The 19,227-nt window shown below is 63.9% G+C and carries 17 protein-coding genes; 16 read left to right on the forward strand and 1 reads right to left on the reverse strand.

What is annotated here, in order from left to right:
• Positions 1–46 precede the first annotated feature (46 nt).
• The 4 genes from ugpB to GEU84_RS14990 all read left to right on the forward strand — a co-directional run bounded on the left by ugpB (position 47) and on the right by GEU84_RS14990 (position 4,205).
• Positions 47–1,366: a sn-glycerol-3-phosphate ABC transporter substrate-binding protein UgpB gene (ugpB, locus tag GEU84_RS14975; protein ID WP_152827682.1), complete on the forward strand. Its 1,320-nt coding sequence runs from the start codon at positions 47–49 to the stop codon at positions 1,364–1,366.
• A gap of 64 nt (positions 1,367–1,430) precedes the next feature.
• Positions 1,431–2,309 (forward strand): sn-glycerol-3-phosphate ABC transporter permease UgpA, encoded by an 879-nt coding sequence (gene ugpA / locus GEU84_RS14980; protein WP_152827680.1) that lies wholly within the window; start codon positions 1,431–1,433, stop codon positions 2,307–2,309.
• Entirely contained in the window at positions 2,309–3,157 is an 849-nt protein-coding gene (gene ugpE / locus GEU84_RS14985; protein WP_152827678.1) for a sn-glycerol-3-phosphate ABC transporter permease UgpE, read from the forward strand. The genes ugpA and ugpE overlap by 1 nt, the downstream gene beginning before the upstream one ends.
• A gap of 1 nt (position 3,158) precedes the next feature.
• A complete protein-coding gene (locus GEU84_RS14990; RefSeq protein ID WP_152827676.1) occupies positions 3,159–4,205 on the forward strand; it encodes a sn-glycerol-3-phosphate import ATP-binding protein UgpC in 1,047 nt (348 codons plus the stop codon).
• Between the two features lie 8 nt (positions 4,206–4,213).
• Here GEU84_RS14990 and GEU84_RS14995 read toward each other — a convergent pair whose 3' ends face one another.
• A complete protein-coding gene (locus GEU84_RS14995) occupies positions 4,214–4,978 on the reverse strand; it encodes a DeoR family transcriptional regulator (protein ID WP_174539906.1) in 765 nt (254 codons plus the stop codon).
• 207 nt (positions 4,979–5,185) lie between these two features.
• On the opposite strand from GEU84_RS14995, the gene glpD reads away from it, so the two are divergent.
• From glpD to GEU84_RS15055, 12 genes are all read left to right on the forward strand, one after another.
• The gene (gene glpD / locus GEU84_RS15000) at positions 5,186–6,796 is read left to right on the forward strand and encodes a glycerol-3-phosphate dehydrogenase (protein WP_174539907.1); all 1,611 of its coding nucleotides are present in this window, start codon (positions 5,186–5,188) and stop codon (positions 6,794–6,796) included.
• Positions 6,797–6,805: 9 nt separating this feature from the next.
• Positions 6,806–7,891, forward strand: coding sequence for an ABC transporter ATP-binding protein (locus GEU84_RS15005; RefSeq protein ID WP_152827674.1), 1,086 nt, complete (start codon positions 6,806–6,808; stop codon positions 7,889–7,891).
• A gap of 3 nt (positions 7,892–7,894) precedes the next feature.
• On the forward strand, positions 7,895–8,986 hold the full coding sequence (locus tag GEU84_RS15010; RefSeq protein WP_152827672.1) for an ABC transporter ATP-binding protein: 1,092 nt from the start codon (positions 7,895–7,897) through the stop codon (positions 8,984–8,986).
• A complete protein-coding gene (locus GEU84_RS15015; RefSeq protein ID WP_152827670.1) occupies positions 8,986–9,858 on the forward strand; it encodes a carbohydrate ABC transporter permease in 873 nt (290 codons plus the stop codon). The genes GEU84_RS15010 and GEU84_RS15015 overlap by 1 nt, the downstream gene beginning before the upstream one ends.
• Positions 9,858–10,661: a carbohydrate ABC transporter permease gene (locus tag GEU84_RS15020; RefSeq protein ID WP_152827807.1), complete on the forward strand. Its 804-nt coding sequence runs from the start codon at positions 9,858–9,860 to the stop codon at positions 10,659–10,661. The genes GEU84_RS15015 and GEU84_RS15020 overlap by 1 nt, the downstream gene beginning before the upstream one ends.
• The gene (locus tag GEU84_RS15025; RefSeq protein ID WP_152827668.1) at positions 10,661–11,062 is read left to right on the forward strand and encodes a DUF2160 domain-containing protein; all 402 of its coding nucleotides are present in this window, start codon (positions 10,661–10,663) and stop codon (positions 11,060–11,062) included. The genes GEU84_RS15020 and GEU84_RS15025 overlap by 1 nt, the downstream gene beginning before the upstream one ends.
• 47 nt (positions 11,063–11,109) lie before the next feature.
• A complete protein-coding gene (locus tag GEU84_RS15030) occupies positions 11,110–12,828 on the forward strand; it encodes an ABC transporter substrate-binding protein (RefSeq protein ID WP_152827666.1) in 1,719 nt (572 codons plus the stop codon).
• Positions 12,829–13,117: 289 nt separating this feature from the next.
• Positions 13,118–14,605, forward strand: coding sequence for a glycerol kinase GlpK (glpK, locus tag GEU84_RS15035; protein WP_152827664.1), 1,488 nt, complete (start codon positions 13,118–13,120; stop codon positions 14,603–14,605).
• Positions 14,602–15,735: an iron-containing alcohol dehydrogenase gene (locus tag GEU84_RS15040; RefSeq protein WP_174539908.1), complete on the forward strand. Its 1,134-nt coding sequence runs from the start codon at positions 14,602–14,604 to the stop codon at positions 15,733–15,735. The genes glpK and GEU84_RS15040 overlap by 4 nt, the downstream gene beginning before the upstream one ends.
• A 118-nt stretch (positions 15,736–15,853) precedes the next feature.
• Positions 15,854–16,438: an ANTAR domain-containing response regulator gene (locus GEU84_RS15045; RefSeq protein ID WP_152827662.1), complete on the forward strand. Its 585-nt coding sequence runs from the start codon at positions 15,854–15,856 to the stop codon at positions 16,436–16,438.
• Positions 16,435–17,601 (forward strand): ABC transporter substrate-binding protein, encoded by a 1,167-nt coding sequence (locus GEU84_RS15050; protein ID WP_152827660.1) that lies wholly within the window; start codon positions 16,435–16,437, stop codon positions 17,599–17,601. The genes GEU84_RS15045 and GEU84_RS15050 overlap by 4 nt, the downstream gene beginning before the upstream one ends.
• Before the next feature lie 244 nt (positions 17,602–17,845).
• On the forward strand, positions 17,846–19,207 hold the full coding sequence (locus GEU84_RS15055; RefSeq protein ID WP_152827658.1) for a CmpA/NrtA family ABC transporter substrate-binding protein: 1,362 nt from the start codon (positions 17,846–17,848) through the stop codon (positions 19,205–19,207).
• The last annotated feature ends 20 nt before the right edge of the window (positions 19,208–19,227 follow it).

Below are 19,227 nucleotides of genomic sequence, written 5' to 3' on the forward strand. Positions count from 1 at the left end.
CTCGTCTATCCCCCGGCCCATGTTTGCATTCAAACGAGGGGATGACATGATCCGTATCGCAGCAGTTTCGGCCATTGCACTGGCCGCGTCGCTGAACGCCGCTTCGGCCCAGACCGAAGTTCAGTGGTGGCACGCCATGGGTGGCGAGCTTGGCATGAAGCTGGATGAGATGGTGGCCGCCTATAACGCCAGCCAGTCCGATTACAAGGTTGTGGCCTCGTTCAAGGGCACCTATGCCGAGACGATGACCGCCGCGATCGCCGCTTTCCGCGCCAACGAACAGCCCGCCATCGTGCAGGTGTTCGAAGTGGGCACCGGCACCATGATGGCCGCCAAGGGCGCTATCTATCCGGTTTACGAACTGATGGCCGACATGGGCGAGGCCTTTGATCCGGCGGCGTTCCTGCCGTCCGTCGTGGGCTATTACACCGACACCGCCGGCAACCTGCTGTCGATGCCCTTCAACTCCTCGACCCCGATCCTGTATTACAACAAGGACGTGTTCGAGAAGGCCGGCCTTGACCGCGAAACCCCGCCCGCAACCTGGGCCGATGTCGAGGCGTTCAGCGCCAAGATCATGGAATCGGGCGCAGCGCCCTGCGGTTTCACGACCGGCTGGATTTCCTGGATCCAGACCGAAAACTTCTCGGCTTGGCACAACCAGCCGATCGGCACGCTGGAGAACGGCTTCGGCGGTCTGGAGACAGAGCTGACCGTGAACGGCCCGGTTCAGCAGAAGCATTGGGAAAACCTGAAAAAATGGCAGGACTCCGGTGTCTTCCAATACGGTGGCCCGGTGGGCGGCAATGACGCCCCGCCGAAATTCTATGCGCAGGAATGCGCCATGATCATGAACTCTTCGGCTGGCCGCGCGGGCGTGATCGCCAACGCGACCAATTTCGAAGTGGGCTACGGCATGCTGCCCTATTACGACGACGTGGAAGGCGCGCCGCAGAACTCCATCATCGGTGGCGCGACGCTGTGGGTGCTGCAAGGCAAGGACGAAGCCCAGTACAAAGGCGTGGCGGATTTCTTCAGCTTCCTCGCTTCGGCCGAAGTGCAGGCCGGCTGGCACCAGGACACCGGCTATCTGCCGATCACCCAGGCGGCCTATGACCTGTCGACCGAACAGGGCTACTACACCGCCAACCCGGGCGCCGATGTGTCGATCAAGCAGATGACGCTGAACGCGCCCACCGAAAACTCCAAGGGTCTGCGCTTCGGTTCCTACGTCCAGATCCGCGACATCATCGACGAGGAATTCCAGGCGCTGCTGTCGGGCGGCAAGGATGCCAAGACGGCGCTGGATGCGTTGGTTTCGCGCGGCAACGTGCTGATCCGCGAATTCGAAGCCGCAAACAAGTAATCGTCCGAAAACACCGGAAAGCCCGCCTCAGTGCGGGCTTTCCCTTTTTCCTGCCGGAATCCCGATGAAACGCACCATCTTTGGCAATCAGTTGCTGCCCTGGCTTCTGCTGGCCCCGCAGCTGCTGATCACGGCCGTGTTCTTTCTGTGGCCCGCCGGGCAGGCGATCTGGCAGAGCTTTCTGCGCGAGGATGCGTTCGGGCTGAAAACGTCTTTCGTCGGGCTTTTGAATTACCGTGCGCTGTTCAATGACGGCGACTATGTGAATGCGCTGGGGGTCACGCTGGTGTTTTCGGTGGCAGTGGCCGCGCTGTCGATGGGGCTGGCGTTGCTGTTCGCCCTGGCCGTGGACCGGATGCTGAAAACCGCCAACATGTATACCACGCTGCTGGTCTGGCCCTATGCCGTGGCCCCGGCGATTGCCGGGATACTCTGGTGGTTCATCTTCAACCCGACCATTGGCATCCTGCCATATCTGCTGGATTTCGTGGGCTATGACTGGAACCATTCGCTGCAATCCGGCGATGCGATGGTGCTGGTGGTCATTGCCGCCAGCTGGAAACAGGTCAGCTACAACTTCCTGTTCTTTGTCGCGGGTTTGCAAAGCATCCCGCAAAGTTTGCGCGAGGCGGCGGCGATTGACGGCGCAGGGCCGGTGAAGCGGTTCTTTACCATCACGTTCCCGCTGCTGACGCCGACCACCTTCTTTCTGCTGGTGGTGAACGTGGTCTACACGATGTTCGACACGTTCGGCGTGATCGACGCCACCACACAGGGCGGCCCCGCGCAATCGACCAACATTCTGGTCTACAAGGTGTTCAAGGATGGCTTTCTTGGCCTGAACCTGGGGTCTTCGGCTGCCCAGTCGGTCATCCTGATGGGCATCGTGATCGTGCTCACGATCATCCAGTTCCGCTATATCGAACGCCGGGTGCAATACTGATGGTCGAAGATCGCCCGTTCCTGAACTTCCTCGCTCATGCCGTGCTCATCCTCGGCGTGGTGGTGGTGGCCTTTCCGGTATACCTGGCCCTGATCGCCTCCACCCATACCGCTCAGGCGTTCAGCAGTGGGGTGATCCCGCTGCTGCCGGGTGCCGAGATGGCGAACAACTACATGACCATGCTGGGAACCGGCATGTCATCCTCGGGCGCACCGCCGTTGGGCGGCATGATGCTCAACAGCCTGATCATGGCGCTGATCATTTCGCTGGGCAAGATCGTGATCTCGATCACCTCTGCCTTCGCCATCGTCTACTTTCGCTTTCCGTTCCGCAATCTGGCTTTCTGGGCCATCTTCGTGACCCTGATGCTGCCGGTCGAGGTGCGGATCGTGCCGACGTTCAAGGTTGTGGCCGATCTGGGAATGCTGAACTCTTACGCGGGCCTGTCGGTGCCGCTGATCGCATCCGCCACCGCCACCTTCCTGTTCCGCCAGGTGTTCCTGACCATCCCGGATGAAATGCTGGAGGCCGCGCGGATCGACGGCGCGGGCCCGATGAAATTCTTCCGCGACATCCTGATCCCGCTCAGCCGCACCAACATCGCCGCGCTGTTCGTGATCTTGTTCATCTACGGCTGGAACCAGTATCTCTGGCCGCTGCTGATCACCACCGACGACCGCTTCTACACCGTTGTCGCTGGGATCAAGCGCATGGCCGAAGTGGCCGATGCCGTGCCCCAGTGGAACTTCGTGATGGCCGCCGTGATGCTGGCCATGCTGCCGCCCGTGCTGGTGGTCATCTTCATGCAGAGGCTTTTTGTCAAAGGCCTGACCGAGACGGAGAAGTAACATGGCCACAATCACGCTGGAAAATGTGGGCAAGACCTATCCGGGCGGGGCGGCTGCGGTGCAAGGCATCAACATCGCCATTCAGGACGGCGAGTTTCTGGTGCTGGTGGGGCCATCAGGTTGCGGCAAATCCACCCTGCTGCGCATGGTGGCGGGGCTGGAGACGATCACGGAAGGCACGGTAAGGATCGGCGACCGCGTGGTGAACCAGGTGGAACCGGCGGATCGTGACATCGCCATGGTGTTTCAGAACTATGCGCTTTACCCGCATATGTCCGTGCGCCAGAATCTTGCCTATGGGCTGAAGAACCGCGGCACGCCAGCGGCCGAGATTACTCGCAGGGTGGACGAGGCTGCCGATATTCTGGAAATCCGCCCCTATCTTGACCGCAAGCCGCGTGCCCTGTCGGGTGGCCAGCGCCAGCGCGTCGCCATGGGCCGCGCCATCGTGCGCGAACCGGCGGCCTTTCTGTTCGACGAGCCGCTGTCGAACCTTGATGCCAAACTGCGCGTCACGATGCGCGGCGAAATCCGGCTTCTGCAACGCCGGCTTGGCACCACATCCATCTATGTGACGCATGACCAGATGGAGGCGATGACGCTGGCTGACCGGCTGGTCGTGCTGAACGGCGGGCGAATCGAGCAGATCGGCGCGCCGCTGGAGGTTTACAGACGCCCGGCCTCGGCCTTTGTTGCGGCCTTCATCGGCTCGCCCGCCATGAACCTGCTGAATGCCACACTGGACAATGGCCGGTTGCGCATCGGTTCCGCCAGCCTGCCCGCGGATGTCGCAGGCAGTGGCGCGGTGACGCTGGGCATCCGCCCCGAAGATTTGCGCCGCACTGCGGGGCGGGCCGATGCGCTGCATATGTCGGTGGATTATGTCGAGGAACTGGGCGCGACCCGTCTGGTGCATGGGCGGCTGGAGGGGCAGAAACTGGTCTGCACCCTCAGCGCCGACAGCACATTGGGCGACATGCTGGCGCTGGAGGCTGACGCGGGCGCCCTGCATCTGTTCGACGCGGGCACGGGCGCGCGCATCAACTGACCGGGGCGTCAGACACTGGCCACATGCACCTCGGTTTCCCATTCCTCGCAACGGCGCATCAGGTCGTCGGGCAGCGGCTTGTCGGTGAATACGGCATCCAGTTCGGCCAGTGACGCCAGCCTGACCGGGGCCGAACGGGCCAGTTTCGACGCATCCACCACCAGAAACACCTTGCGCGACTGGCGGATGATGGCGCGCGACACCCGCACCTCGGGCAGGTCGAAATCCAGAAGGTCGCCGTCGCCATCCAGCGCCGATGTGCCGATGATCGCGTAATCCACCTTGAACTGGCCGATGAAATCACTGGTCAGGTCGCCCACCAGGCCGCCATCGGACCGGCGCAAGGCACCGCCCGCCACCATGATCTCGCAACTGTCATTGCCGACCAGAGTGTTGGCCACATTGATGTTGTTCGTCACGACGGTGATGTTGGTGTGGTTCAGCAACTCGCGGGCCACAGCCTCGGTGGTGGTGCCAAGGTTCAGGATCATCGAACTGTTGTTCGGGATGCTTTGCGCGCACAGCCGCCCGATGGCGGCCTTGGCCACATCGTTCATCCGGCGGCGTTCCTCATAGCCGATGTTGCTGACCCCGGTGCGCATGACCGCCCCGCCATGCACGCGGTCCAGCAGCCCAGCATCCGCCAGCTCGGTCAGATCGCGGCGGATGGTCTGCAACGTGACGTTGAACCGCTCGGCCAGTGATTCCACCACCACGCGCCCTTCGGAACGGGCGATATCCAGTATTTCGCTTTGCCGGAAACTGAGTGCCACGCCACCCCCCTCATGTTCAGTTTTCCGTCTTTGGCACAGGTTGCGGAAAAAGTCATGGGCCTGTTGAGGTTTGGCCCCTGAAGCAATTGCGCGATTTTGGTGGGTAATGTTCGTTTGTGTGAAAAACGCAGATAAAACGAAAATAGCTTTTGACAAACTGCCGCGAAAACGATCACCTGCTGCGAGGTTCCTAGGGGGGAGACCATCGTGGCCCTGACTGCATCCGGCGCAAATCCGGTGGATCTTTTCATCATCGGCGGCGGCATCAACGGCTGCGGCATCGCGCGCGACGCGGCGGGCCGGGGTCTGTCGGTGGCTCTGGCCGAGATGGGCGATCTGGCGCAGGCGACCTCCAGCTCCTCCACCAAACTGTTCCATGGCGGGCTGCGCTATCTGGAGTATTTCGAATTCCGTCTGGTGCGCGAGGCTTTGGAAGAACGCGAGACGCTGCTGGTCGCCATGCCCCACATCAGCTGGCCCATGCGCTTCGTGCTGCCCTACCACCCCGACATGCGGTTTGAATCGGCCACGCCCACGTCAAGATTGCTGGGCTTTTTCATGCCCTGGATGAAAGGCCGTCGCCCGGCCTGGCTGATCCGGCTGGGGCTGTTCATGTATGACAATCTGGGCGGGCGGAAAATCCTGCCCGGCACCCGCACGCTGGATCTGGCGCGCGACCCGGCCGGCAAGCCGCTGAACCCGAAATTCCGCCATGCCTATGAATATTCCGACTGCTGGGTGGAGGATTCGCGTCTGGTGGTGCTGAACGCGCGCGACGCCGAGGCGCGGGGTGCCCGGATCATGGTCGGCACCAAGGTGCTGTCGGCCAGCCGCGAGGGCGACCTGTGGCATGTGCTGACCGATGGCCCCGATGGCCGCGTTACCCACCACGCCCGCGCACTGGTGAACGCCGGGGGGCCGTGGGTGGAAGATGTGATCCGCAACACCATCCGCATCAATTCGACCGAAGGCGTGCGGCTGGTGCGCGGCAGCCATATCGTCACGAAAAAGCTGTTCGACCACGACCGCTGCTATTTCTTTCAGGGCGAGGATGGCCGGATCATCTTCGCCATTCCCTATGAGCAGGATTTCACCCTGCTGGGCACCACAGACCACGATCATCAGGGCGCACCGGGCAGCCCGGTCTGCACGCCCGCCGAACAGGATTACCTGTGCAATTTCGCATCGAACTACTTTGCGAAGCCCGTGACCCGCGATGATGTGGTCTGGACCTATTCCGGCGTGCGGCCCCTGTATAACGATGGCGCGAAATCGGCCACCGCGGCGACGCGCGACTATGTGCTGAGCCTGAACGGCGCGGCGGGGCAGGCCCCCTTGCTGAACGTGTTCGGCGGCAAGATCACCACCTACCGCCGTCTGGCGGAATCGGCACTGGAAAAGCTGACACCGTTCTTTCCGCAGGCCAAGGGCAAGTGGACTGCGCGCGTTCCCATGCCCGGCGGGGATTTTCCGCATGACGGGGTGGCGGCGCTGACCGCGCGGCTGAAGGCCGATCACCCGTTCCTGACCGACTATTGGGCGGGGCGGCTGATCCGGGCCTATGGCACCGAGGCGGCGCTGATCCTGAACGGTGCGAGTTCCGCTGCCGATCTGGGCCAGTCCTTTGGCGGCACGCTGACCGAGGCCGAGGTGCGCTGGCTGATGACCCGCGAATATGCCCGCAAGGCCGATGACGTGGTCTGGCGCCGCTCGAAACTGGGGCTGCGGATGACCAAGGATGAGATTGCTGCGCTGGCCGCCTTCATGGCGGCCGCGCAACTGGCCGCTGCCCGGGCCGAAAACCCGGCGGCGGAGTGAGGGGATAACATGGCACTGGAGCTGAAGGGGGTTTCGCGGGCGGTTGAGGGGCGGGTGCATATCCACCCCACCGACCTGACGCTGCTGGGCGGCACGATGAATGTGCTGCTGGGCCCGACACTGTCGGGCAAGACGAGCCTGATGCGGCTGATGGCGGGGCTGGATGCGCCGACCACAGGGCAGATTCTGTGGAACGGCAGTGATGTGACCGGCCAGCGCGTGCAGGACCGCAAGGTGGCGATGGTCTACCAGCAGTTCATCAACTATCCGGCGATGAGCGTTTATGACAACATCGCATCCCCGCTGCGCCTGATGGGCAAATCCAAGGCCGAGATCGACCGCGAGGTGCGCGCCACCGCCGAGATGATGAAGCTGACACCGATGCTGACCCGCAAGCCGCTGGAATTGTCGGGCGGCCAGCAGCAGCGTTGCGCGTTGGCAAGGGCCTTGGTCAAGGGCGCGGGGCTGGTGCTGCTGGATGAACCGCTGGCCAACCTCGACTACAAGCTGCGCGAGGAGTTGCGGGCCGAGATCCCCCGGATATTCGAGGCGTCCGGCGCGATCTTTGTCTATGCCACCACCGAACCCGAAGAGGCGCTGCTGCTGGGCGGCAACACGGCGACATTGTGGGAAGGCCGCGTGACGCAGTTCGGCCCCACCCCCGCCGTCTACCGCCAGCCAAATGATGCCACCACCGCCCGGGTGTTTTCCGACCCGCCGATGAATTTCGCCCCCGTGGTGAAACAGGGCAGCCGCCTGACCATCGGCAACGCCGACGCCCCTGCCGAAGGCCCGCTGGCCGCGCTGGCCGATGGCAGCTATCTGGCCGGTTTCCGCGCCAATCATCTGGATCTGCACCGCCAGTCGGGCGCGTCCATCGCCTTTGCCTGCACGCTGGCCGTGACCGAGATCACCGGATCGGAAACCTTCCTGCACCTGCACCATGGCCCCGACCGTTGGGTCGGCCTTGTGCATGGCGTGCATGATCTGGAGCCGGGCGCTTCCATCACGGTCTGGCTGGACCCGGCGCATGTTTACCTGTTCTCGACTGCCGGCGCGATGGTCGCCCCGGCCCCCTATGCGCTGGCGGCCTGACCCATGGCACAGATCACCCTTTCCAAACTCGCCCACAGCTACTTTCCCAACCCGAAATCGGAATCCGAATTCGCGCTGAAAGAGATGGATCACGTCTGGGATGACGGCGGGGCCTATGCGTTGCTGGGGTCTTCGGGCTGCGGCAAGACCACGCTTTTGAACATCATTTCCGGCCTTGTGCGGCCCAGCCATGGCCGGGTGCTGTTTGGCGCGACCGATATGACCGATGCCCCCACGGCCGAGCGCAACATTGCGCAGGTGTTCCAGTTTCCCGTGGTCTACGACACGATGACGGTGCGCGACAATCTGGCCTTCCCCCTGCGCAACCGGGGCAAGGATGCGGCCTATGTCAAGGCGCGGGTCGATCATATCGCCGCCATGATCGGGATGGAGGCGCGGCTGAACCACAAGGCGCGGGGCCTGACCGCCGATGCCAAGCAGAAGATCAGCCTTGGCCGCGGCATGGTGCGCGAGGATGTGAATGCCATCCTGTTCGACGAACCGCTGACGGTGATCGACCCGCACATGAAATGGGAACTCCGCACCCAGCTGAAACAGTTGCACCGCGAATTCCGCCACACGATGATCTACGTGACCCATGACCAGACCGAGGCGCTGACCTTCGCCGACAAGGTGGTGGTGATGTATGACGGCCGCGTGGTGCAAATGGGCACCCCGCAGGATCTGTTCGACACGCCCGCGCATACATTCGTGGGTTATTTCATCGGCTCGCCGGGGATGAACCTGTTCGATGCCGATATCGCCGGATCGCACGCCGCCCTCCTCGGTGTGCAGGTCGCGCTGGGTGCGGCCTACGGGCCAATCAAGGGCCGCACCCAGATCGGCATCCGGCCCGAGTTTGTCACGCTGACGGCGGGGCAGGGCGTGCCGGTGCGCATCCTGCGGGTGGAGGACGTGGGCCGCCACCGCATCATCCGGGCCGAGGCGGGGGGCAAACCGCTGAACATCATCGCGCCCGAGGGGCAGCCCATTGGCACCGACCTGACGCATGCCGCCTTCGCCCCCGACCGTATCAGCGTTTACGCCGACGACTGGCGCGTGACGCCTGCAACCGCCACCCGGAAGGTCGCCTGATGGACAAGACGCAGAACAACAAGGCGTGGTTTCTGGTGCTGCCCGTGCTGGCGCTGGTGGCGTTTTCGGCGGTGATCCCGCTGATGACGGTGGTGAACTACAGCCTGCAAGACACGTTCGGCAACAACGAGTTTTTCTGGGCGGGCCTTGAATGGTTCGAGGATGTGCTGGACTCAGACCGCATCAAGGATGCGCTTGGCCGTCAGATCCTGTTCACCGGCATCATTCTGGCCATCGAGGTGCCGCTGGGTATTTTCGTGGCGCTGAACATGCCGAAGAAGGGCTTCTGGGCGTCATTCTGTCTGGTGCTGATGGCGCTGCCGCTGCTGATCCCCTTCAACGTGGTGGGCACGATCTGGCAGATTTTCGGGCGGGTGGATATCGGCCTGCTGGGGCATACGCTGGCGGCCATGGGCGTGGACTACAACTACACCAATGACGTCTTCGATGCCTGGGCCACCGTCATCATCATGGATGTCTGGCATTGGACCAGCCTTGTCGCCCTGCTGTCCTACGCCGGTCTGCAATCCATCCCCGAGGCCTATTATCAGGCGGCCAAGATTGATCAGGCCGGGCGGCTGGCGGTGTTTCGCTATATCGAGCTGCCAAAGATGCAGGGCGTGCTGCTGATCGCCATCCTGCTGCGGTTCATGGACAGTTTCATGATCTATACCGAGCCTTTCGTGGTCACGGGCGGCGGGCCGGGCAATGCCACCACCTTCCTGTCGATCGACCTGGTGAAACAGGCCATTGGCCAGTTCGACCTTGGCCCCGCCGCCGCGTTCAGCCTGATCTACTTCCTGGTGATCCTGCTGATTTCCTGGGTGTTCTACACCGTGATGACCAACCTTGATAAACGGGACGGTGTATGATGCGCATCAAGGGTTCCGCCATCGTCATGGGGCTTTACCTGCTGTTTCTGCTGGTGCCGATCTACTGGCTGGTGAACATGAGCCTGAAGACGAACACCGAGATCACCTCCACCTTTTCACTGTTTCCCAATGACCTGACCTTCGCCAATTACGTCACCATCCTGACCGATCCGAGCTGGTATAACGGCTATATCAACTCGATGATCTATGTGTCGATGAACGTGGTCATTTCGCTGACGGTGGCGCTGCCTGCGGCCTATGCGTTCTCGCGCTACCGCTTCATGGGCGACAAGCATCTGTTCTTCTGGCTCCTGACCAACCGCATGGCACCGCCCGCCGTGTTCGCGCTGCCGTTCTTTCAGCTTTATTCCTCGGTCGGGCTGTTCGACACGCACATCGCCGTGGCGCTGGCGCATTGCCTGTTCAACGTGCCTCTGGCGGTGTGGATTCTTGAAGGTTTCATGCGCGGCGTGCCCAAGGAAATCGACGAGACGGCCTATATCGACGGCTATTCCTTTCCACGCTTTTTCGTGAAGATCTTCCTGCCGCTGATCGCCTCGGGTGTGGGCGTTGCCGCCTTTTTCTGCTTCATGTTTTCCTGGGTGGAACTGCTCTTGTCACGCACCCTCACCGCAACCCATGCCAAACCCATCGCCGCCACCATGACCCGCACCGTTTCGGCCTCCGGCATGGACTGGGGCGTGCTTGCCGCCGCCGGGGTGCTGACCATCGTGCCGGGTGCGCTGGTGATCTACTTTGTCCGCAACTACATCGCCAAGGGCTTTGCCCTGGGGAGGGTGTGATGACCGCAACCCGCTGGTCCACTGTCTATGCCATCACTGGCCTTGCGCTGCTGGCAATCCTTGGGTTGATCCTGACCGTCGTGCCCCGCACCGAAGACGGGATCGACTGGGTGGCACCGCTGATCCCCGGCGGCTGGATGGCCTGGACATTCCCGGTGCTGCTGTTCTTCTATGTCATCGGCAGCCTCTTGATCCTGTTCACCATTCTGGCCATCCGGTTTCCCGAAACCCCCCGCGTCGGCGTGCTGCGCATTGAAACCACCCGGGGCGACCGGCTGTTCATCACCCTTCTGGGCTCGGCTTTCATCTGTCTGGCCTGGCTCGCCGCCTTCGGCTCTCCCCTCTGGGGGGCGCTGATCTGTTGTCTGGTCTATGCCGCAGCGGTGTTCCGCTGGGTCTAGATCGGCAAGTCTGACGAAAAGTCCAACATCTCTGGGAGGAGACAACAATGAGACTTCGTTACGCAACCACCGCCATGGCGCTTGCGCTGGCGGCCACAGGCATCCCGGCCTGGGCGGATATCGAGGCGGCGAAAGCCTTTCTCGACGCCGAAATCGGTGAACTGTCGAGCCTTGACCGCGCCGCGCAGGAAGCGGAAATGCAATGGTTCATCGACGCCGCCGCGCCCTATGCGGGCATGGAGATCAAGGTGGTCTCGGAAACCATCACCACCCACGAATACGAATCCAAGGTGCTGGCCCCGGCCTTCACCGCCATCACCGGGATCAAGATCACCCATGATCTGATCGGCGAAGGCGATGTGGTGGAAAAGCTGCAGACGCAGATGCAGTCGGGCGAGAACATCTATGACGCCTATATCAACGATTCCGACCTGATCGGCACCCATTGGCGCTATCAGCAGGTCCGTATCCTTGATGACTGGATGGCCGGCGAAGGCGCGGCTGTCACCAACCCGAACCTTGATATCGCCGACTTCATCGGCACGTCCTTCACCACCGCGCCGGATGGCAAGCTGTATCAGCTGCCGACCCAGCAGTTCGCCAACCTTTACTGGTTCCGCTATGACTGGTTCAACGACGCGAAAACCCAGGAAGATTTCAAGGCCAAATATGGCTACGATCTGGGCGTTCCGCTGAACTGGTCCGCCTATGAGGACATCGCCGAATTCTTCACCGGCCGCGACATGACCTATGCCGGTGGCCCGGCCTCGGCCTGGGGCAACATGGACTACGGCAAGAAAGACCCGTCGCTTGGCTGGCGCTACACCGATGCGTGGATGTCGATGGCCGGCATGGGCGATGTGGGTGAGCCCAACGGTGTGCCGGTTGATGAATGGGGTATCCGGGTTGACGAGAACTCGCGCCCTGTCGGGTCTTGCGTAGCACGTGGCGGTGCCACCAACGATGCGGCGGCGGTCTATGCCGTGACCAAGGCGATTGACTGGTTGCAGAAGTATACTCCGCCAGAGGCGCAGGGCATGACCTTTGGCGAGGCGGGGCCAGTCCCCGCGCAAGGCCAGATCGCCCAGCAGATGTTCTGGTATACCGCCTTCACCGCCGACATGGTCAAGGAAGGCCTGCCGGTGATGAACGACGACGGCACGCCGAAATGGCGCATGGCCCCTTCGCCCCACGGTGCCTATTGGAAAGAGGGCACCAAGGTTGGCTATCAGGACGCCGGATCGTGGACACTGATGAAATCCACCCCGGTGGACCGCGCGCAGGCCGCATGGCTTTATGCGCAGTTCGTGGTGTCCAAAACCGTGGATGTGAAGAAATCGCATGTCGGGCTGACCTTCATCCGCGAGTCGACGATCGACCACGAAAGCTTCACCGAGCGCGCGCCGAAACTCGGCGGTCTGGTGGAATTCTACCGCTCTCCCGCCCGCGTGCAATGGTCGCCCACTGGCACCAACGTGCCGGACTATCCGAAACTGGCACAGCTGTGGTGGCAGAACATCGGCGACGCCATGTCGGGTGACAAGACCCCGCAAGAGGCGCTGGATGCCCTGTGCGAAGAGCAGGAAAAGGTGATGGAGCGCATAGAGCGTGCCGGCGTCCAGGGCGACATCGGCCCGAAGATGAACGAACCGCAAGATCCGCAGATCTGGCTGGATGCCCCCGGCGCGCCGGTGGCGAAACTGGAAAACGAAAAGCCCCAGGGCGAGACGATCAGCTATGACGAGCTGATCAAATCCTGGAACTGATCTGAACAGGGGCGGGCGGGGTGTGATGCCCCGCCCGCCTTTTCTGCATTTTCTGTCTTCAAGTATCCCCGCCGGAGGCCTCGACGCCAGCCGCGGGGGAGCCGCCCTCGGGGGCATCGAGCCCCGCTCGGGCGGCGCTGCCGGGGGATGTCGCGTGCCGTTGCGCCTGTGGTGACGGTTGAGGCCTCCGGCGGGGATATTTAAAGACAGAAAATGTGCAGGGCTCTTGCCCTGCCGGTGTGACATGGCCTTTCCGCGGTGGCGGCGGGGCGCTGCGGGGGACTGTTCGATGCCGACCCATATCCTTGCCATTGACCAGGGGACCACTTCATCGCGCGCGATCCTGTTCGACACGGATTTGCGTGTGGTGGCCGTGGCGCAGGAAGAGTTTCCGCAGATTTACCCGCGCCCCGGCTGGGTGGAACATGATCCGTCGGATCTGTGGTCCACCGTGGCGGGCACGGCGCGGGCGGTGCTGGAAAAGGCGGGAGTCGATGCGCGCGATCTGGCGGCCATCGGCATCACCAACCAGCGCGAAACCACATTGGTGTGGGACCGCGCGACCGGCCAGCCGATCCACAATGCGATTGTCTGGCAGGACCGGCGCACCGCCGATACCTGTGCCGCGTTGAAGGACGCGGGGCTTGAGGCGGAGATCACGGCAAAGACCGGCCTGCTGCTGGACCCGTATTTTTCGGGGACAAAGCTGAAATGGTTGCTGGATCACGTGGATGGTGCCCGGGCGCGGGCCGAGGCGGGGGAACTGCTGTTCGGCACGGTGGACAGTTTCCTGATCTGGAAGCTGACCGGCGGGCGGGTGCATGCGACCGATGCCACCAATGCGGCGCGCACCATGCTATACAACATCCGCGAGGGGCGTTGGGATGCGGGCATCTGCGACCTGCTGGGCGTGCCCATGGCCATGCTGCCCGAGGTGAAGGATTGCGCTGCCGACTTTGGCGTGACGCGGGCCGATCTGTTCGGGCGCGAGATACCGATCGCCGGGGTGGCGGGCGACCAGCAGGCGGCGACGGTGGGGCAGGCCTGTTTCAGCCCCGGCATGATGAAATCAACCTATGGCACGGGGTGTTTCGCGCTGCTGAACACCGGCGATCAGATGGTGGCCTCCAAAAGCCGCTTGCTGACGACGATTGCCTATCAGTTGAACGGCAAACCCACCTATGCGCTGGAAGGCTCGATCTTCATCGCGGGCGCGGTGGTGCAATGGCTGCGCGATGGGCTGAAGATCATCCGCGAAGCGAAGGAGACGCAGCCCCTGGCCGATGCCGCCGACCCCGCGCAGGAGGTGGTGCTGGTGCCGGCCTTTACCGGGTTGGGGGCGCCTTATTGGCGGCCCGATTGCCGGGGGGCGATCTATGGGCTGACGCGCAATTCGGGGCCTGCGGAACTGGCTCGGGCGGCACTGGAAAGCGTGGGCTACCAGACGCGCGACCTGCTGGAGGCGATGAAGGCGGATTGGGGTGCGGCGGCGGATGGCGTTCTGCGGGTGGACGGTGGCATGAGTGCCAGCGACTGGGCGATGCAGTTTCTGTCCGACATCATCGGCGCACCCGTGGATCGGCCCGTGGTGACGGAAACCACCGCGCTGGGGGCCGCTTGGCTGGCGGGCATGCAGGCGGGCATCTGCCCCGGGCCGGAGGAATTTGCGCGCGACTGGGCGCTGGAGCGTCGGTTCGAACCGGGGATGGACGAGGCGACCCGGCAGGCGAAATACGCCCGCTGGGGTCGCGCCGTGCAGGCGACGATGACGCTGTGACGCCCTATGCGATCACATTGCCGGGCCGCATCCTGTTTGGGCGCGGCGAGGCGGCACGCGCCCCGGCGCTGATCCGGGCCTTTGGCGAACGGGTGCTGGTGGTGCATGGCGCGCAATTCGCGCGGGCTGACTGGCTGGTGGATGCGCTGGCGGGGCAGGGGGTCGAGATACAGCGCCTGCCTTGCGCGGGTGAGCCTGATCTGGCGATGCTGGAGGAGGCCATTTATCACACGCGCGGGTTCGAGCCGCAGGTGGTGGTGGGTCTTGGCGGTGGCGCGGTGCTGGACATGGCCAAGGCGTTAGCCGCGCTGATCCCCGCGCCGGGCGGGCCGATGGACCATCTGGAGGTGGTGGGGCGCGGGCTGCCGCTGGTCGTGGCTCCCTTGCCGTTCTGCGCGCTGCCCACCACGGCCGGGACCGGGGCCGAGGCGACGAAGAACGCCGTCATCGGTGTGCCGGGCCGCAAGGTCAGCCTGCGCGATGACCGGATGCTGGCGCGGGTTGCCATTGTCGATCCGGCGCTGACCGATGGCTGCCCGCGCGGGGTCACGCTGGCCTCGGGGCTGGATGCCATCACACAGGTCATTGAACCCTATGTGTCGTGCCGGGCCACGCCCTTTACCGACGCGGTCACGCGGCCAGCCATTGCGCAGGGGTTGGCGGCGTTGCGGCGGCTGATGCAGGGCGAGGACAGCACGGCGAGGGATGCGTTGGCGCAGGTCAGCCTGACGGGCGGCATGGCGCTGGCCAATGCGGGCTTGGGCGCGGTGCATGGGCTGGCGGGGGTGATCGGCGGGGTGACAGGTGCGGCGCATGGCGCGGTCTGTGGCGTGTTGCTGGCCCCGGTGCTGGCGATGAACGCCGCGAGGGCCGTGCCGGGCAGCGTGGCGGCTGTGCGGTTGGCCGAGGTGCTGGCGCTGCTGCGGCAAGAGTTTGGGGCAAGTGATGGCGCGGCGGCGCTGGCGGACTGGGCGGCGGATGCGGGCCTGCCCCGGTTGACGGCGCTGGGGCTGGATGCGGCGCAGCACCGGGCGGTGGCCGAGGCCGCACAGGCATCATCCTCGATGAAAGGCAACCCGGTGCCGTTGTCAGTGGATGATCTGGTGAGTGTGCTGCGGGCGGCGGGGTGATCTGCCTGATAATGCGGCATCTGCCGGGGTGAAGGGTGATTTTCGGGCCGTCAGGCCGCGCCCTTGCTTGCCCTGGCCCCCGTCCCGGCCTAGCCAAAAGCACTCCAGCGAGGTGCCGATGCCCGAACCCCTGTCCATCGTCGTTGTCGAAAAGGACCGTGAGCGCGCGCAGTTGATCATCGCCGCGCTGCGCGAGGCGGGCGCGACCGAGGTGTTCGTGATTGCCGAAGATACCGGGCTGGCGCGGCGCATTGCCGAACGCCGCCCCGATCTGGTGCTGGTCGATATCGCCAGCCCCTCGCGCGATGTGCTGGAGGAACTGGCGCTGGCCTCTGGCCCGCTGGAACGGCCGGTGGCGATGTTTGTGGACCGCTCGGATGCCGGGCTGACCCGGGCGGCCATCGAGGCAGGAGTCTCGGCCTATGTGGTCGATGGGCTGCGCGGCGACCGCATAAAGCCCATTCTGGATGCCGCCATTGCCCGGTTCCACATGTTCCAGAAGATGCGCACCGAACTGGCCGCCACCAAGGCCGCGCTGGAAGAGCGCAAGGTGATCGACCGCGCCAAGGGCCTGTTGATGCGCGCGCGCGGCATCGGCGAGGAAGAGGCCTATGCTCTGCTGCGCAAGACCGCGATGGATCAGGGCCGCCGCATCGCCGATATCGCTCAGGCGCTGGTCACGGCGGCGGAGCTGCTGCGATGAACCGTCATGTGCTGCCCGTGGGCTTCATTCCGCTGGTCGACGCCGCGCCGCTGATCGTGGCGCAGGAAATGGGCTTTGCCGATGAGGAGCGGTTGACGCTGGATCTGCGCCGGGCGGCCAGCTGGTCGATGCTGCGCGACATGCTGGTGTTCGGGCAGGTGGACGCGGCGCATATGCTGTCGGTGGTGCCGGTGGCCACGGCGCTGGGGCTGGGCGGGGCCATGGCGGGGCTGGAGGCGCTGATGGTGCTTAGCCTGAACGGGCAGGTGGTGGCGGTGTCACCCGCACTGGCCGGGCGCATGCAGGCCGCAGGGCACGGGTTTGATTTCACGGACGCGCAGGCGGCGGGGCAGGCGTTGCTGGCGGCAGGGCAGGGGCTGCGCATCGGGGTGCCGTTTCCGTTTTCCATGCATGCCGAGCTGATCCACTATTGGCTGGATGGGATGCAGCCGCAGGGGCTGACCATCCATACCGTGCCGCCGCCGCATATGGCCAAGGCGCTGGCGGCGGGTGAGATTGATGCCTTTTGCGTGGGCGAACCCTGGGGGTCGGATGCGGTGGAGCGCGCGGGTGCGGCGCTGCTGCTGCCGGGTTCCGCGATCTGGAGTCAGGCGCCCGAAAAGGTGCTGGCAACCCGTGCGGGCTGGGCCGAGGCAGAACCGGAACTCGCGGGCCGCCTGATGCGGGCGTTGTGGCGCACCGCGCGCTGGCTGGGCGATCCGGCCAACCGGCTGACGGCCTCGGAAATGCTGGCGCGGTCGGACTATCTGGATCTGGAGGCCGAGGTGATTGACCGCGCGCTGAGCGGTTTGCTGATCACGGCGGCGCGCGGTGCCGAACTGCATGTGCCGCAGTTTCTGGAATATCACGCGGGGGCAGCGAATTTCCCTTGGCGCAGCCAGGCGGCCTGGATCGGCGCGCGGCTGGCCGGGCGCTTCGGGCTGGATGTGCCGCAGGCTATCGCGGCGGCCAAGGCCACGTTCCGGTCTGATCTGTATCGCCAGCATCTTGGCCCGGCGGGGGCGGAACTGCCCGCCGCATCGGAAAAGCTGGAAGGCGCATCAGAGGTGCCGACGCCTGCCGCCTCGAATCGCGGCAAGCTGGTGTTGCAGCGCAACCGGTTCTTTGACGGGCGGATTTTTGATCCGATGCCTGCGGGCTGATGTTTTTTTGTGCAGAAATTCTGCGTTGCAGAAATTCTTGCCGCGCCACCGATCAGCGTGGTTGCAGCGCCCCGGCCAGCCCGCTTTAGTCAAGAAATGCGGGCCAACGATGGTTCGCAACGAAATTCGCCCCGGTGATCGGGGCACGGGCAAAGCCGCTCGACCATCGCCGCGCAGGAATGCGGCTTTGGTCGGCGGCTTTTTCATTTTCCGCGCCACGCTGCGCCAGCCACGGGAACATCACATGCACCGCCTTATGACCCTGCTTGCCGCCACCACGATGCTGACCAGCCCGGCCTTGGCCGAAATGCTGGATGTGGAAAAGGACGAACTGACCCTGGGTTTCATCAAGCTTACCGACATGGCCCCGCTGGCGATTGCCAAGGAAAAGGGGTTTTTCGAGGATGAGGGGCTTTATGTGACGCTGGAGCCGCAGGCCAACTGGAAGGTGCTGCTGGATGGCGTGATCTCCGGGCAACTGGACGGCGCGCATATGCTGGCGGGGCAGCCTATTGCCGCCAGCATCGGCTATGGCACCAGCGCGAAACTGGTGACGCCGTTTTCCATGGACCTGAACGGCAACGCGATCACCGTGTCGAATGCGGTGTGGGAGCTGATGAAACCCGCCGTGCCCATGGGCGCAGACGGCAAGCCGCAGCACCCGATTTCCGCCGCCGCGCTGAAGCCGGTGCTGGAAAGCTATGCCGCCGATGGCAAGCCCTTCAACCTGGGCATGGTGTTCCCCGTCTCCACCCACAATTACGAACTGCGTTACTGGCTGGCGGCTGGCGGCATCAACCCCGGCTATTACTCGCCCGATGACGTGTCGGGCCAGATTGCGGGCGATGTGCTGATTTCCGTTACGCCGCCGCCGCAGATGCCAGCGACGCTGGAGGCCGGCACGATTGACGGCTATTCGGTGGGTGAGCCGTGGAACCAGGCGGCGGTGCAAAAGGGCATCGGCGTGCCGGTAATCACCGATGCGGATATCTGGAAGAACAACCCGGAAAAGGTGTTCGGCCTGACGGCGGCCTTTGTTCAGGAAAACCCGCAGACCACGCTGGCGCTGACCAAGGCGCTGATCCGCGCCGCGATGTGGCTGGACGAGGGCGACAACGCCAACCGCGCCGAAGCGGTGGAGATTCTCAGCCGCCCGGAATATGTGGGCGCGGATGCGGCGGTGATCGCCAATTCCATGACCGGCACCTTTGAATTTGAAAAGGGCGATACTCGCCCCGCCCCCGATTTCAACGTGTTCTTCCGCTACAACGCGACCTATCCGTTTCAGTCGGATGCCGTATGGTATCTGACGCAGATGCGCCGCTGGGGCCAGATCGCCGAACCGCAGACCGACGCATGGTTCGCTGAAAGGGCCGCCGAGGTCTATATGCCCGCCGTCTATCTGAAGGCCGCACGGCTGCTGGTGGACGAAGGGCTGGCGAACGAGGCCGATTTCCCCTGGGACAGTGACGGCTACCGCGCGCCCACCGCCGAGTTCATCGACGGTGTGACCTATGACGGGCGTGCCCCCAACGCTTACCTTGAAAGCCTGCCCATCGGTCTGAAAGGCGCACAGACGGTTGTCGGCGGCGAGGTGCAGGGCTGACCCTGCACTCGCCCACCGCG

Origin of the sequence: Fertoeibacter niger, assembly GCF_009380135.2 — a bacterium.
GTDB lineage: Bacteria > Pseudomonadota > Alphaproteobacteria > Rhodobacterales > Rhodobacteraceae > Fertoeibacter > Fertoeibacter niger.

Coding starts and splice junctions, on each gene's coding strand:
- GEU84_RS15055 (WP_152827658.1), top strand. CDS start 17,846: ATGCACCGCCTTATGACCCTGCTTGCCGCCACCACGATGCTGACCAGC.
- GEU84_RS15025 (WP_152827668.1), top strand. CDS start 10,661: ATGACCGCAACCCGCTGGTCCACTGTCTATGCCATCACTGGCCTTGCG.
- ugpA (WP_152827680.1), top strand. CDS start 1,431: ATGAAACGCACCATCTTTGGCAATCAGTTGCTGCCCTGGCTTCTGCTG.
- ugpE (WP_152827678.1), top strand. CDS start 2,309: ATGGTCGAAGATCGCCCGTTCCTGAACTTCCTCGCTCATGCCGTGCTC.
- ugpB (WP_152827682.1), top strand. CDS start 47: ATGATCCGTATCGCAGCAGTTTCGGCCATTGCACTGGCCGCGTCGCTG.
- glpK (WP_152827664.1), top strand. CDS start 13,118: ATGCCGACCCATATCCTTGCCATTGACCAGGGGACCACTTCATCGCGC.
- GEU84_RS14990 (WP_152827676.1), top strand. CDS start 3,159: ATGGCCACAATCACGCTGGAAAATGTGGGCAAGACCTATCCGGGCGGG.
- GEU84_RS15015 (WP_152827670.1), top strand. CDS start 8,986: ATGGACAAGACGCAGAACAACAAGGCGTGGTTTCTGGTGCTGCCCGTG.
- GEU84_RS15045 (WP_152827662.1), top strand. CDS start 15,854: ATGCCCGAACCCCTGTCCATCGTCGTTGTCGAAAAGGACCGTGAGCGC.
- GEU84_RS15030 (WP_152827666.1), top strand. CDS start 11,110: ATGAGACTTCGTTACGCAACCACCGCCATGGCGCTTGCGCTGGCGGCC.
- GEU84_RS15010 (WP_152827672.1), top strand. CDS start 7,895: ATGGCACAGATCACCCTTTCCAAACTCGCCCACAGCTACTTTCCCAAC.
- GEU84_RS15005 (WP_152827674.1), top strand. CDS start 6,806: ATGGCACTGGAGCTGAAGGGGGTTTCGCGGGCGGTTGAGGGGCGGGTG.
- GEU84_RS15020 (WP_152827807.1), top strand. CDS start 9,858: ATGCGCATCAAGGGTTCCGCCATCGTCATGGGGCTTTACCTGCTGTTT.
- GEU84_RS15050 (WP_152827660.1), top strand. CDS start 16,435: ATGAACCGTCATGTGCTGCCCGTGGGCTTCATTCCGCTGGTCGACGCC.